The organism is Aureispira sp. CCB-E (assembly GCF_031326345.1).
GTDB lineage: Bacteria > Bacteroidota > Bacteroidia > Chitinophagales > Saprospiraceae > Aureispira.
Map to the genome: position 1 here is coordinate 5,756,091 of NZ_CP133671.1, position 14,018 is coordinate 5,770,108.

Genomic DNA, 14,018 nt, shown 5'->3' on the forward strand with positions numbered 1-14,018 from the left:
AGCAGCGAACCGAGCGCAACGAGCTCACGACCGCAGGGAGTAACAAAGCCAACTATTGTCAATAAGATTATAACGATTTAATATTATGATAAAAGATAAAAAAGAAACTGTACTCTATCAAATCAGTTACGAGCATTTTGGCACCATTGAGTTAGCCCCATTTGATATAACAACAGATGTTCCACTAATTCACCAATGGGTCAATCAAGAATATGCTTTTTTTTGGGGATTGCAAGATACAACCCTAGAGCAAGTAAAACTAGAGTACCAAAAGCTAATTCACCCAAAACATTACGATGTTTTTATGGGCTACTACAATGGAGTGCCAGCCTTTTTATTGGAACGATATGATCCTGAAAAAGACCTCATTTCCAACTACTATAGTCAGCGAATTGGTGACTGTGGCATCCATGTATTAGTGGCCCCCGCAGAACAACCGATTCCCAACTTTACATGGCATATTTTTGATGCCATCAGTCGCTTTATTTTTAGCAATCCAACTGTTGAACGCATTTTAGTAGAACCAGATATTCAAAACAAGAAGATGTTTGCCATTTGTGAGCGCATTGGCTTTGTTTTAGATCGAATTGTCAGTCTACCGCACAAAACAGCACAACTTGCTTTTTATGAAAAAAAAGATTTTATCATCAATCAAAAGACCCATCGCATGATCAAACGAAGTGCTATGAATACGACCAATAATAATATTGTTTCACCACAACAAGCCATTGCACATATTCAACCACAAATATGGCAACAGGTCAATCGTCTATTAATCAAAAAAGCAATCTGTGAGTTTTCACACGAACGCCTAATTGAACCTGTAATTCAAGAAAGTTCAGAAGGTTGGAATACGTATACCTTAACAACAGATGATACTAGCATTGTCTATACTTTTAAGGCCAAGGAAATGGCCTTGAATCACTTGTACATAGCTTTAGATTCTATCACCAAAACCAAGACAGGAACCCCTGTTTCATTAGATGCCCTTTTGTTTATCAAAGAGTTTAAAAATGCTTTAGGGATACAACAAAAGAATTTAGCCATTTATTTGGAGGAAATCACCAGCACTCTCTATAGCAGTGCCTATAAACACATCAAACAAAATCCTTGTGCCAAAGAATTGGTCTATGCTGATTTTCAAACAATCGAACAAGCCATGATGGAGGGACACCCTGGTTTTGTGGCCAACAATGGTCGTATTGGTTTTGATAGCGGTGATTATAGAGCTTATGCCCCTGAATCGGGCAATTCATTTTCTCTACTGTGGTTAGCAGGGCACAAAGATCGAACATTCTATGCGGGGACAAAGGATTTGCCTTATGAAACCCTAATTCAACAAGAATTGGATGCTGAAACACGTGCGATGTTTTCGAAAATGATAACAGACGATGGTTTTGCCCCTGAGGATTATTATTTCATTCCTATCCATCCTTGGCAATGGTTCAATAAATTATCCAATATATTTGCGCCCGAAATAGCTCAAGGCAAACTTATTTGTTTGGGTTATGGCAACGATCAGTATTTTGCGCAGCAGTCCATACGCACCTTATACAACAGTACACATCCTCATAAGTTTTACACCAAAACAGCCTTATCCATTCTCAATATGGGCTTTATGAGAGGGCTTCCAATGTATTATTTAGGAACAGCTCCTCAAATGGCAGTTTGGTTGGAAAATTTACTACATCAAGACAAATATATACAAGAAACTGGCTTTGAAATGCTCGGAGAAATTGCATCGGTTAGTTATATCAATCCTTATTATGAAGAATTGGGTCCTCACAATGATTATAACAAAATGCTGGCCTCTTTGTGGCGAGAAAGCCCAACTTCCAAACTTCAAGAAGGGCAACAAGTCATGACGATGGCAGCACTGCTGCACGTAGATCAAAATGGCGATGCTTTGCTGCCTGAACTTATCAAAGCTTCTGGCTTAACAACCGACCACTGGCTTCGAAAGTATCTCAAAGCCTACCTAAGTCCTCTCCTACATTGTTTCTATCAATATGACTTGGTCTTTATGCCACATGGTGAAAATTTAATTCTTGTGTTTGACAACCATATGCCTATCAAGGTCTTTTTGAAAGATATTACAGAAGAAGCCGTTATTTTAAATCCTAATATAGAGCTTCCCAAAGGATTAGAGCGGATGTATGCCCCTGTTGATGAAGATGTAAAACTACTCTCTATTTTCATTGACATCTTTGACGGCTTCTTCCGTTTTTTGGCACAGATTCTAGTAGAGCATGCCAACTATGACGAGCAACGATTTTGGGAATTGGTAGCCGAAAACATATTAGACTACCAAGCTAGATACCCCGAACTACAATCTAAGTTCGAGCAATACGATTTATTTGCACCTGATTTTCAATTATCTTGTTTAAATCGCCTCCAACTAAATAATGGCAAGCAAATGATTGATTTAGATGATCCGACGGCTCTGTTACAATTTGTTGGGCGCTTAAAAAATCCTATTGCAAATTACAACACAACAACAACTTCTTCTATCATCAACCAGGCTGCTTTATGAACCAAACACCGTTAAAAGAAACACATCCTATTTCCTTTCGACCATTTAGTGTCAAAAAAGACGCTGCTTGTTTATTGAAATGGGTCAACAATCCACATGCTCAATATTGGGGTATGTTAGATGCTACGGCAGAGGAGCTGATTACAACTTACACGCATTTGCTCAGTATCCCTGACTATAAGGTATATATTGGGGAGATACAGAATGAAGCTGCTTTCTTGATGGAATCTTACAACCCCAAAACGGATCCTATCGGGCAACATTACCCCGTTTTAGAAGGAGATTGCGGCATGCATGTATTGGTCAAACCTCCTCAACATCGAATTTCTGGTTTCACTTGGCATGTCTTTTCTAGCATTATGGATTTTTTATTTGAGCAAAACCATTGCAAACGCATTGTTGTCGAACCAGATGTCAATAATCACAAAATTCATCGCCTTAACAAACGAGCGGGTTTTGTCTACGACAAACAGGTCAACCTACCTGACAAAAAAGCTTTCTTAGCTTTCTGTACTTACGAGGCTTATCAGCAAAGTCGAGCTGAATGTAGTGTCTATTAAGCAGTTTCTTAAACCATCAAAGATTTAAATATATTATCAATGACTTCATCTTACCATCATTCGATTATTCAACATCTAAATCCTGACAGTTGGGCTATTGTCAATCGAAAACAACTAAAAAAAGCAATGGCTGAATTAGCGCACGAAGGACTAATAAAGCCAACGTTAAGAAAGGATAGTAATACTTCATATATTGTCTACGCTGATGATCCTAATATTTATTATCAATTTGATGCTAAAATATTAGCGTTAGAACACTGGCACATCGACGAAGCCTCTCTTACCAAGATCAATTATGGTCAAAAAGAGACGCTAGACTTACTTGCTTTTGTTTTAGAATTTGAAATTCAATTGGGAATTACGGCAAGCGTCTGCCCTACCTACTTAGAAGAATTGACCAGCACACTTTCTAGTCAAGCATATAAATACTGTCATCAAAAAAATAACTCAAAAGCATTGGTTCAGGCCGATTTTCAGACCATAGAGCAAGCAATGGTAGAAGGGCATCCTTGTTTTATAGCCAATAGTGGTCGCATAGGCTTTGATGGAAATGATTACGAAGCGTTTGCTCCAGAGGCAGCCAATCCTTTTACTTTAGTTTGGTTGGCAGGACATAAGACTCGCACTTGTTTTAGTGCTATTCAAGCCTTGAGTTACCAGCAACTTTTGGAACAAGAATTAGGACTTTCGATGATACAGGATTTTAATAAAAAAATAATCGAGTTGGGACAAAATCCTGATGATTTCATTTTCATTCCTGTACATCCTTGGCAATGGTTCAATAAGTTAGCGTTGGTTTTTGCCCCCGATTTAGCCCAAAAACGACTCTTATATTTAGGAACGTCTAAAGACAGCTATGTCGCTCAGCAATCTATTCGCACACTATATAATAAGGATAAGCCCAATCATTTTTATACCAAAACGGCTTTGTCTATTATTAATATGGGATTTATGAGAGGCTTGTCTCCTAATTATATGAAAAGCACCCCTGTCATTACAGACTGGATTAACCAATTATTAGAGCCTGATGCTTATTTGCAAGAATGTGGTTTTCTTATGTTGGGTGAAGTTGCTACCATCGGATATACCAATCATTATTATGAAAAACTAGGCAGCTCTTGCGCCCATAATAAGATGCTTTCTGCTTTATGGAGAGAAAGCCCTCTATCCAAAATAACAGCATCGCAACGAGTCATGACAATGGCGGCGTTGTTACATATAGATCATCAAGGAACAGCCTTTCTGCCAGAACTCATAAAAGCATCTGGTCATTCTATAGAAATATGGATAAAAGCCTATTTAAAAGCTTATTTTTCTACGCTATTGCATTGTTTTTTTAAGTATGAATTGGTCTTTATGCCTCATGGTGAAAATGTCATTCTCATTTTAGAAGACAATTTACCAACAGGTATTTTCATGAAAGATATTACAGAAGAAATTCTTCTTTACAACAAAGAATTGACACTTCCTAAAGCCGCTCAACGAGTGTTTGTCGAAACAACTGATGAAATGAAAATATTGTCGTTGTTTACCGATGTTTTTGATTGTTACTTTAGATTTATGAGCGCTATTCTTAATGAACAAACTCATTTTTCAGAAGATTCATTTTGGCAACTTGTAGCAGAATGTGTACACGACTACCAAAAACGCTTTCCAAGCTATGCAGAAAAATATCAACGCTACAATCTTTTTGTTCCTCAATTCAAAAAATGCTGCTTGAATCGCTTGCAAATCCGCAACAATCAACAGATGCTTGATTTGGAAGATCCCATGAATAGTTTGCAATTTGCGGGTATGCTTAACAATCCAATCGCTTGCTATGCCAATCAAGCATTGGGCTACTCTACCAATAATTATCCATCAAAAGAGCTAAATACGCTGTAAAGTAATTATCTAACAAAATGATGAATGAAAAAAATAAAGCTGCATTTTTAAGCGAAATCATTCGCACCCGAAAAAGTGTTTATGCCGATGATTTTTTAGCTAAAGAAATCCCTGATTCGATACTAACAGAATTAATCATCAATGCGACTTGGGCACCTAATTATAAATGTACGGAACCTTGGCGTTTTGTGGTCTTGAGAGGCAAGCATCGAAAAGCATTGGGCACTTTTTTACTAGACTATTATCAAAGAGAATGGAACGAGAAAGATTTCCCTCCTTCCCGATACGAACAGACACGCCACTATCCACAACATGCTACGATGGTCGCTATTATTATGCAACGTTCTTTAAAAGTAAACATTAAAGAATGGGAGGAACTCGCTGCTGTTGCTTGTGCCGTTCAAAACTTGTGGTTGTCCTGTACTGCTTATGACATAGGGGGCTATTGGGATAGCTCTGAAGCTGCTATTTTATATGGTGCTCAATTAGGTCTTAAAAAAAATGAACGGTGTTTGGGGCTTTTTTATATGGGATACTATTCTCCCAAACAAGCACCTCCCAAAAGAAGAAGAAAATTATTACGAAAAAAATTAAGTTGGTCAGAATAAACAATTGCTAAAGATTAGCTTCCCTCGTGAGCAACTCTTGGCGTTAACTAGATTATCGCTTATTAGCATCAATGAACCAAAATAAAATACAAATGAATCCAAATATTAATAATAGAAATAGAGTACTTGCCATCGACTTGGCAAGAGGAATCAGTGTCCTATTTGTTGTTGTTGTTCATACATTATGGATGTATGGAAATCCTTATACTCAAAGTAGCACTTGGCTTGGAACGAGTATTCATTTCATCGGAAAAGGTACTCCAATGTTCTTAATCGCCATGGGCTTCTCTTTTTGTCTATCTAAAAGACAGAGTACCCGTGCTATCATTCGTAGAGCCTTAGGGCTATTGGGATTTGGTTATGGAATGAATCTCTTTAAGTTTGTTGTTCCCTATTTCTTAGGTATTCTACCTACTGAATTTATAGCAGCCTATGGTTGGACAGCTCCACTAGAGTTTGGGCAATTAACTTATCTATTATTAACGGGCGACATCTTGCAATTAGCAGGAATTTCGCTATTACTTTTGGTTGGGGTTCAAAAATTGGGCAATAACAAGTTTATTCCATTGGCAATAGGACTACTTCTACTAATCATTACCCCATTCGTACGAGGTATTCGTTTGGATATAATAGGTGTTGACTATTGCTTGGATCTACTTTGGGGAGGAGAATGGAATGTTTACTTTGCAGTATTTCCTTGGTTCTTTTTTATTTTAGCGGGCATGTTTTTTGGCAGGTGGTTCAAGGAAAAAAACAACCATCAAACGTTTATTTTTAGGCAAATGCTACTATATGGTCTGCTGTTTCTTCTTATTGGAGGAGGGTTAGTTTATAGCAATTTTAGCTACCACTTTAACGATTATTTTCATTTAGGACCAGGTGGTGCTATCTACTTATTAGGTTTTAATCTTGTTTTGCTGTTCATTGTTAACAAAATTGCAGGCTATTTTGCCCCTAATGTATTTTTTAATTTTTTGATCTATTCTAGCCAACGAGTTACGTTATTATACGTATTTCAATGGGTTATTATTTGTTTTGGAATGGGAATCTTGGGGTACCAACAACATGGTGTTGGCGTTGTTCTTGTCCTTATTCCTATCATCACCATTTTCACTTATTTTATTCATTTTTATTATGAAAAAATGCATAAAGTTTCTTTTAGAAAGAAGAAAAAAACACTTGGAATATCTGTTCGTTAACCTATCATTTTTTAAATTCAATTCGGCATTTTCCTCATTATTTTGAATTATGAAATTTCTACTCTATCTTTCGACAATGGTTTAAGTAACATTCCAAAAAGATAGAAATGAAATTTAAGTGCATCATTTTTGATTGTGATGGTGTTTTGGTTGACAGCGAAGCTACTTCAATAGGTGCGATTGTTGATTTGGCACAAGAAATGGGCTATTCTATGTCTCTAGAACAAGCTATTGGTGAATTTTCTGGTCAATCATTGCAATATTGTTTTGATTATATAGAAAAAGCTAGTGGTCAAAAGTTTCCTGCTAATATTGTCCATATTTATCGTGCTCGAACCTATGAAGCTTTTGAAAAGAGCCTACAACCCATCCCTGGAATTCATGCAGCTTTAGAACGCTTGACACTTCCTCGATGTGTTGCCTCTAATGCTCCTCAAGAGAAAATTCGATTGAATTTAGGGCTGTTAAAATTAACACACTTTTTTCAAGGTAATATTTTTAGCGCTTATGATATCCAGAAGTGGAAGCCTCAACCCGACCTATTTTTACATGCCGCAAAAACAATGGGTTTTGCGCCTCATGAATGTCTCATTGTTGAGGATAGTTTGGCGGGTGTTACTGCTGCCAAAACAGGTGGCTTCGAGGTGCTTGGCTATGCTTCTAAGCGTACAGCTAAACAGCTTGAGGAAGCAGGAGCCACTGTTTTTTATGATATGAATTTGCTTGATAACTATTTATAATAATCACATTACTTCCTAACAACCAATTAGTAGTAGCATTCGACAATAGTCCACTTAACCTCCTTGCGTTAAATTAGCTAGGTAGTTTATCCATAAATGGGCTAATACAGAATTGAATAATGACTGGACAAACTCATATGAAAATAGGATTTGATGCCAAACGACTTTTTTGCAATTTTACAGGGTTGGGCAATTACAGTCGCACGCTAGTATCTAATTTAGCGACCTTTCACCCAGAGCATCAATACCATTTATACAGCCCTAAAATTAACCATGATGCTCGAACAACTCCCTTTTTAAATTCCAATCTCTACCACTCTTTTGCCCCCAAAACTTTATTTAAAAGTTGGTGGCGTACCTTTTCAATTCCCAAACAACTACGAGCAGATTCTATTGAACTATACCACGGTCTTAGCCACGAATTGCCCATTGGCATTCAACGCAGCGGTATAAAAAGCATCGTCACCATTCACGATCTAATTTTCAAAGTTTATCCCCAAACGTACTCTTTTTTTGATCGACAAATATATGATAGAAAATTTAGGTACAGTTGTCAGCAAGCAGATCGAATTATAGCTATTAGCGAACATACAAAACGAGATATTGTACAATATTATAAGATAGCTCCTGAAAAAATAGAGGTTATCTATCAAGCTTGCCATCCTATCTATTACACCTTAAATGATTCTACTTCTATAGAAGCCTTGCTAAAAAAATATAGATTGCCCGAACGATATGTTTTGTCTGTGGGAACCATTCAAGAGCGTAAGAATTTAAAGTTGCTAATTCAGGCTTACCAATATTTGCCTTCCGATCAACAGTTGCCTATTGTAGTCGTTGGACAGGGAGGGCAGTATAAAAAAGAAGTTCAAACGCTGATTAAAGCAATGCAGTTAGAGAAAAAAATCATCTGGATAACGGACTTGGCATCCAATGAAGTATTGCAAGCACTCTACCAAAAAGCAACACTCCTTGTCTACCCTTCTTTTTATGAAGGCTTTGGCTTGCCTGTTGTTGAGGCTTTATTAAGTAAAACTCCTGTTATTACAGCAAACACCTCTGCCCTAACAGAAGCTGGAGGTCCACATTCTTTGTACGTATCTCCAACCGATAAACAAGGTCTTGCTCAAGCCATTCAACAAGTGTTGAAGCACCCCACCTTAGCACAAACAATGTGCAACAAAGGATACGAGTATGCCCAACAATTATTTCATCCTCAAAAGCTCAGTCAACAATTAATCACCTGTTACCAACAATTACTACTCCGCTAAATAATCCACAGAGTAGTGATTGGAAAGAGACCTCAACTTAAGATATATGCCAACACTACTGGCCCATAATTCGATTAAAACCACTGAAATATATACTCATATTTTTAAACATTTTTTTCAACAAAAATTGCTGGCTCTTTAGATTTTTTAATAATTTGGAACTTATTTTTTATAGATAAATACAATGGACTATTGTGTTTGGCAAGTAGTTAGTGACTATAAAAGTAAAAACCTAAAATTCAATTTCAAAAAGTTACTTTATAAATAATGAATTTCGACGATTTCTATAGTACCATAGACACTGAAGCTACTCAAAATACTGAACGTCTAATCAAACCTAATGAAATTACTCCCTTTTTAATTAAATTGAATCGAAGAGCTGAATAGACTAATTATGACACGTACATTGATTACTGCTGCGCTATGTTTTTTTCTAATTAAACTTCCCTTAAATGAGCAAATAACTGAGGTATGTTTTCTTCTTTTTTCAATTTTATTCTTTATCTATAATGTTTTTTTTGAAGAAAAAAGTAAAATTATAGACTTATCTGGAGCAATAATATATACTTGTATTTTTATTTATTTAAGTGATTTTAGTTTACTTGAATTACTAAGTTCTTTTATAATCATACTATCCTTTATTGTAAAAACACTATCAAAGAAAAAGCAGAATTTAAAGATAAAGTCTTAAAATCTATAGCTCCTACCCTTAAACTAAAAGCTCTTAAGTATATTGCACCACCACCAGTCTCAAAAGAGCTAATTTTTGAATCAGAAAATCAAGCAATTCTCTCTTGTGACCAACTAAGGGTTCTTCATAAATGGTGGGATTCATTACAACAAGAACTCAAAAACAAAGTAGAAAATAGAGAAGCATATATAAAAGTTATTGGCTATACTACTACTACAGGAAATGACCGATATAATGACAAATTAGGTGAGCAGCGGGCATTAGATGTCAAAAAACTACTAGATACTATTATTGGTAAGTAATCAGAAACTGAAGGAGTTGCTGATATCCGATATTCCTCTAAAGGAGAAATATCGGATGATCCAGACAGATATGTAAAAATACTTGTAATTGTTAGATAAAACAAATGAAAAAAATACTACCTATAATAACTATTATATTGATCTTTCTCTATTCTTGCAAGAATAATCATTCACCCAACTTAAATGAAAAAAAAAATGGGGAATATCATGATATTGAAAGTATCATAAATAAAAGAATTATGGAATATACTTTAAATCTTAAATATGATTCATCTTCTCAAGTAAAATTGAATAATGATAATTACAGAACAATTGCCAAATGGCTTGATAAATTTGAAACAGATTCCATCCTTAAAATTGTCCCTATTGATGAATTAGAAGACCTGTTCATATTTCAGATTGAAGCAAGTGTAAATCAAAAAATTTCAAAACATACTTGTAAAGAAAGGATGGAGAATATTCAAGACATTATAGATACTAGATTAGGGAAAAAACAATTCAACATTAGTGTCTACAAAACATTAAAAAGCTATAAGCCAACATCTAAAGATAAGAACGAAATTCAAATAAGAATAAATAAGTTCTTGTTATAAAAAACTCTACCTAACAACAAGCGATCAAAATTAAGTGGGTCCATGAGCTCTCACTAATTTTACCCTGTTGCTGCACTGCTCCTCGAGTACAATTGGCAAAATACTCCCTATATAGTAAGTGGGCATAAAAAATTATAGGTAAAAAATAGCCTTATTTTTAGTACTAATCGAAGAGGAAAAGTGTGGCTTTACCTGCGGTGCTACTTCGTGGTTTATAGAATTTTTTCTGAACGATTACTTAATTTTAATAAATTAACACTTATTCATCCATTGTTCTAGAAGGCTCTTTAGAACTAAAGCTTGGGGACTTTGTTTAACACCACAAAATCTATGATTTTTCTTTGGGATTAGTTATATTCATAGTGCATAATTTGTGGCACACTGCCGTGTCCCCTAAATAATGGATAATACATCGATTATTCATTAAGAATTCTAAGCTTATTTTTTCTAAAAAAAACTGAAAATAATATATTTGCCCCAACATAAGTAAAAAGTATGTTGTCAACCAAATTGTTCATTTGTTCATGCATTCTAGGGTAACTAATCGCAGCATAATTACAGACATGTAAGTATAACGAGCCAATCATTCAAATTTTAGAACTGGGTTATCCAAGAATTTTTTTATTGTTCAGGAGATGAGTCAACAGATTCCCCATATTTTTGTCGCTCACAGCAAATTGCATGGGCGAGGTGTTTTTACAGGTGTACCAATTAGCTCTGGTAGTATTATAGAAATTTGTCCTATCCTATACCTCCCTAAAGAAGATATTCCAGCTTTGCAAGGGACCATTATCAACGATTATTATTTTGAATGGGACGAGGATTTACAAGCAGGAGCACTTGCTTTGGGCTATGGCAGCATTTACAATCATTCTTTTACCTGTAATGCTACCTATCAAGTTGATATGGATGCGGATGTTCTTTATATCCACGCCTTGAGAGACATTGTTGCTGGCGAAGAAATTACGATTAACTATAATGGCAATCCAGAAGATGACTCTCCGCTTTGGTTCGACACCAAATAGCAAAAAAGATGCGCTGATTTAAGTACCATCCAATCAACGCATCATAAATAAATACACCACTAAATTTGAATTCATAAGAACAGGAATACTACTAAAAGAAAAGCATCCAGCCCTCTTAAAATCTTATCTTGCACATAGAATCATCTATCCAAACACTTTATTTTAGTTACTAGTCGTTCCTAGTTTTACATCCCCCTAAAGTGGTGTCAAAAAATAAGTAAGCTATCTAATTATCCTGTAGTAACCTATTATGGTCTTGTCACTGTTCCACTAGGATTAGTAGTATTGTTATTATTCATATTATAAGACGTACCATTCGTCGCATTAGCGGGTACTGTTGCAGCCAACGGTTTTAGTAAAAATGGCTTCTCACTATTGTCTGGAAATGGTTCTACAGAAATAACAACATTAGCATTCGACAAATCCAAAGGAAAAGTAATTCCAGAAGGAGCATTGGTTAAAAAGTCTTCGCCAGGAAAAGCTGGTCCTGCATTAGGACCACTGTAAGGTGCAGCATCATCTGCTCCTGAAACATTGGTAAATGTTCCTGTACTCAAAGGCATTCCATTAACAACAGCCCATCCTTCGTATCTCCATCCACTGGGTAGCGTCGGTAACGTTAAGCTGGGTGTTCCTCCTGGTACCAACCACCAAACGCCACTATTCTCGTTATTAGACAAAGCATCTGTTGGAGTAGCTAAAATATAAGAACCTGCTGCTGTAGAAAAATCATTTCCCAATGCAGCACCATCTCCAACTGAAAGTGTTGCGGTATTGTTGCTAAAATCTCCTGCCAGAATTTTGACAGCACTAGGTGCAGGATCACTATCGACACTAGGTTCTATCGATAAGACAAATTTTGTTGCATTGTCCAAATCACTAATATCTGCTTCAAAACTTGTTTGAGATAAAACTCCTGTATTATTAACGGTAAAAGTCCCTGTAGAAACTGGAGTTCCATTGACAATTAACCAACCTTCGTACACATAATCATTTCCTAAATCTTCTAGCCCTGCGATAGAGACTGTAAAGTTATTGGTTGTAATTGGTGTTTCTTGACATCCTGTTAAAATAAACAATCCACTGACTAAGGCAATCAATAAAAAATTTGTTATTCTCATCTTTTGTACTTTTTACTAAATGTATCACCACATTGGCACTTACAGCAAATCTTCCTCAAATAGATTTTAATGACACATTCATAGTTATAGAAATAATTGGTTATCAATTTGGCTAAAAACAATTGCCAAGCTGATAAAACAAAGATGAGGCAAATACCTAGTCGATAAATAGGTCAGAATTCCTTTACTTTTAACGATTTTTCCCTTATCGCTCTTTTGAGTCGTCCAATTTTCTTATCTCAAATTATATATTGAAGCGTATGTTGTATTTGTGATCAATTTTCTATTGGATAAGACGATCGATTCCATACTTATTTTGTACTTTAGAAAAGGTCTTTCAACTTAAATTTCATAATATGCTGTCATCAAAAGTCACCGTAGTTGTTCTTTTTTGTTATATCTATATGCTTAACGGGCTTTCTTTTCTGCAAGCCCAAACTATTCTAACAGTTGGATTGAGCAAGTACACCACAGAACTTCGTTCTATTATTGAAGATAGCGGATACGTACCGCAGAATGTTTCTTATTCGGATATTTCGGCTCAATCTTTAGAAAATAAAACAGCACTTACCCTTTTTAACCTTCGACAAACGTGGAATCAAGAGCAACTTTTTTCTCAAAGTCAAGTAGAGGCTATTTTAACCTTTGTTCGAGAAGGTGGGACACTTTATTTAACTAGCAGAAAAGGTTATGACAACCTACTGACACCACTTGGTATAGAAGTTATTGGAGTTGATGGCGATCAAACTGGACGAGAATGGCCATTGATTGAAACTGCTATTACCTCTTTTGTAGCGCACCCTTTAACCAAGCAACTAAGTAGCATTCAAACCGATGTTAGTGGTCGTTTTTTTAGTAGCTCAGCTTGGAATGTATTGGGTTATTCTTCCAATAGAATTCCTTTACTAGCAGTAAGAAAATGGGGATTAGGCAAAGTTATATTAGGCTCTGGTGAGCGTATTTTTAGAGATCCTCGTATAACAAGCAATCGTTACGAGACAGATATTTTTCAAAGTAGCAATCGCCAATATCACCTTAATTTATTTGCTTATCTGTCGCAAGATCTAGTCCCTACCTCATCTGATACGCCACTAGGCTCACAAGGCAAAATCCACCTATTCCCCAACCTTACAACAGGTATAGTCTATGTTCAAGGTCGCGATATGCATACAATCGAAATTATTGCAACAACGGGGCAAATACTACGAACCATTCCTGTATCTCAAAACCAACTTCAAATAAACTTACATTCCTTGCCTAAAGGGTTTTACTGGACAAGAATTCATACGGCAACACATACAGTTAGCAAAAAAATTACATTAAAATAATCTTATACAAAATATAATATTCTATAGAATTAAAAAATAAACAAATTTTATAGCATACTTATTTTTATTTTTTAAATAAAAAGTTATTTTTGTTATGCAACAAGTCGGAAGTATGAAGTAATCGTTCAAAAAAATTATCGGAACTACAACGTAGTTAATACCA

The 14,018-nt window shown here is 35.7% G+C and carries 12 protein-coding genes; 11 read left to right on the plus strand and 1 reads right to left on the minus strand.

What is annotated here, in order from left to right; genetic code table 11:
* The first annotated feature begins 85 nt into the window (after positions 1-85).
* The 10 genes from QP953_RS22495 (at position 86) to QP953_RS22535 (ending at position 11,406) form a co-directional block, all read left to right on the plus strand.
* Positions 86-2,533, plus strand: coding sequence for a GNAT family N-acetyltransferase (locus QP953_RS22495; RefSeq protein ID WP_309553025.1), 2,448 nt, complete (start codon positions 86-88; stop codon positions 2,531-2,533).
* Positions 2,530-3,093 (plus strand): GNAT family N-acetyltransferase, encoded by a 564-nt coding sequence (locus QP953_RS22500; protein ID WP_309553026.1) that lies wholly within the window; start codon positions 2,530-2,532, stop codon positions 3,091-3,093. Before QP953_RS22495 ends, QP953_RS22500 begins: the two co-directional genes overlap by 4 nt.
* A 39-nt stretch (positions 3,094-3,132) precedes the next feature.
* Complete coding sequence (locus QP953_RS22505; protein ID WP_309553027.1) at positions 3,133-4,977, plus strand: IucA/IucC family siderophore biosynthesis protein; 1,845 nt, start codon at positions 3,133-3,135, stop codon at positions 4,975-4,977.
* Positions 4,978-4,994: 17 nt separating this feature from the next.
* On the plus strand, positions 4,995-5,585 hold the full coding sequence (locus tag QP953_RS22510) for a nitroreductase (protein WP_309553028.1): 591 nt from the start codon (positions 4,995-4,997) through the stop codon (positions 5,583-5,585).
* A 92-nt stretch (positions 5,586-5,677) separates the two neighbouring features.
* Positions 5,678-6,784, plus strand: a complete 1,107-nt coding sequence (locus tag QP953_RS22515) for a heparan-alpha-glucosaminide N-acetyltransferase domain-containing protein (protein WP_309553029.1) — start codon at positions 5,678-5,680, stop codon at positions 6,782-6,784.
* A 107-nt stretch (positions 6,785-6,891) separates the two neighbouring features.
* Entirely contained in the window at positions 6,892-7,524 is a 633-nt protein-coding gene (locus QP953_RS22520; RefSeq protein WP_309553030.1) for an HAD family hydrolase, read from the plus strand.
* Positions 7,525-7,661: 137 nt separating this feature from the next.
* Positions 7,662-8,795, plus strand: coding sequence for a glycosyltransferase family 1 protein (locus tag QP953_RS22525; RefSeq protein ID WP_309553031.1), 1,134 nt, complete (start codon positions 7,662-7,664; stop codon positions 8,793-8,795).
* Positions 8,796-9,683: 888 nt separating this feature from the next.
* Positions 9,684-9,788, plus strand: a complete 105-nt coding sequence (locus QP953_RS28640) for a hypothetical protein (protein WP_408913547.1) — start codon at positions 9,684-9,686, stop codon at positions 9,786-9,788.
* 104 nt (positions 9,789-9,892) lie between these two features.
* On the plus strand, positions 9,893-10,381 hold the full coding sequence (locus tag QP953_RS22530) for a hypothetical protein (protein WP_309553032.1): 489 nt from the start codon (positions 9,893-9,895) through the stop codon (positions 10,379-10,381).
* Between the two features lie 635 nt (positions 10,382-11,016).
* The gene (locus QP953_RS22535) at positions 11,017-11,406 is read left to right on the plus strand and encodes an SET domain-containing protein (RefSeq protein ID WP_309553033.1); all 390 of its coding nucleotides are present in this window, start codon (positions 11,017-11,019) and stop codon (positions 11,404-11,406) included.
* A gap of 248 nt (positions 11,407-11,654) precedes the next feature.
* On the opposite strand, the gene QP953_RS22540 is transcribed toward QP953_RS22535, so the two are convergent.
* A complete protein-coding gene (locus QP953_RS22540) occupies positions 11,655-12,527 on the minus strand; it encodes an anti-sigma factor (RefSeq protein ID WP_309553034.1) in 873 nt (290 codons plus the stop codon).
* A 356-nt stretch (positions 12,528-12,883) separates the two neighbouring features.
* Here QP953_RS22540 and QP953_RS22545 point away from each other — a divergent pair, with 356 nt between their 5' ends.
* Positions 12,884-13,855: a T9SS type A sorting domain-containing protein gene (locus QP953_RS22545; RefSeq protein ID WP_309553035.1), complete on the plus strand. Its 972-nt coding sequence runs from the start codon at positions 12,884-12,886 to the stop codon at positions 13,853-13,855.
* The last annotated feature ends 163 nt before the right edge of the window (positions 13,856-14,018 follow it).

Coding starts and splice junctions, on each gene's coding strand:
- QP953_RS22495 (WP_309553025.1), top strand. CDS start 86: ATGATAAAAGATAAAAAAGAAACTGTACTCTATCAAATCAGTTACGAG.
- QP953_RS22500 (WP_309553026.1), top strand. CDS start 2,530: ATGAACCAAACACCGTTAAAAGAAACACATCCTATTTCCTTTCGACCA.
- QP953_RS22505 (WP_309553027.1), top strand. CDS start 3,133: ATGACTTCATCTTACCATCATTCGATTATTCAACATCTAAATCCTGAC.
- QP953_RS22510 (WP_309553028.1), top strand. CDS start 4,995: ATGATGAATGAAAAAAATAAAGCTGCATTTTTAAGCGAAATCATTCGC.
- QP953_RS22515 (WP_309553029.1), top strand. CDS start 5,678: ATGAATCCAAATATTAATAATAGAAATAGAGTACTTGCCATCGACTTG.
- QP953_RS22520 (WP_309553030.1), top strand. CDS start 6,892: ATGAAATTTAAGTGCATCATTTTTGATTGTGATGGTGTTTTGGTTGAC.
- QP953_RS22525 (WP_309553031.1), top strand. CDS start 7,662: ATGAAAATAGGATTTGATGCCAAACGACTTTTTTGCAATTTTACAGGG.
- QP953_RS22530 (WP_309553032.1), top strand. CDS start 9,893: ATGAAAAAAATACTACCTATAATAACTATTATATTGATCTTTCTCTAT.
- QP953_RS22535 (WP_309553033.1), top strand. CDS start 11,017: ATGAGTCAACAGATTCCCCATATTTTTGTCGCTCACAGCAAATTGCAT.
- QP953_RS22540 (WP_309553034.1), bottom strand. CDS start 12,527: ATGAGAATAACAAATTTTTTATTGATTGCCTTAGTCAGTGGATTGTTT.
- QP953_RS22545 (WP_309553035.1), top strand. CDS start 12,884: ATGCTGTCATCAAAAGTCACCGTAGTTGTTCTTTTTTGTTATATCTAT.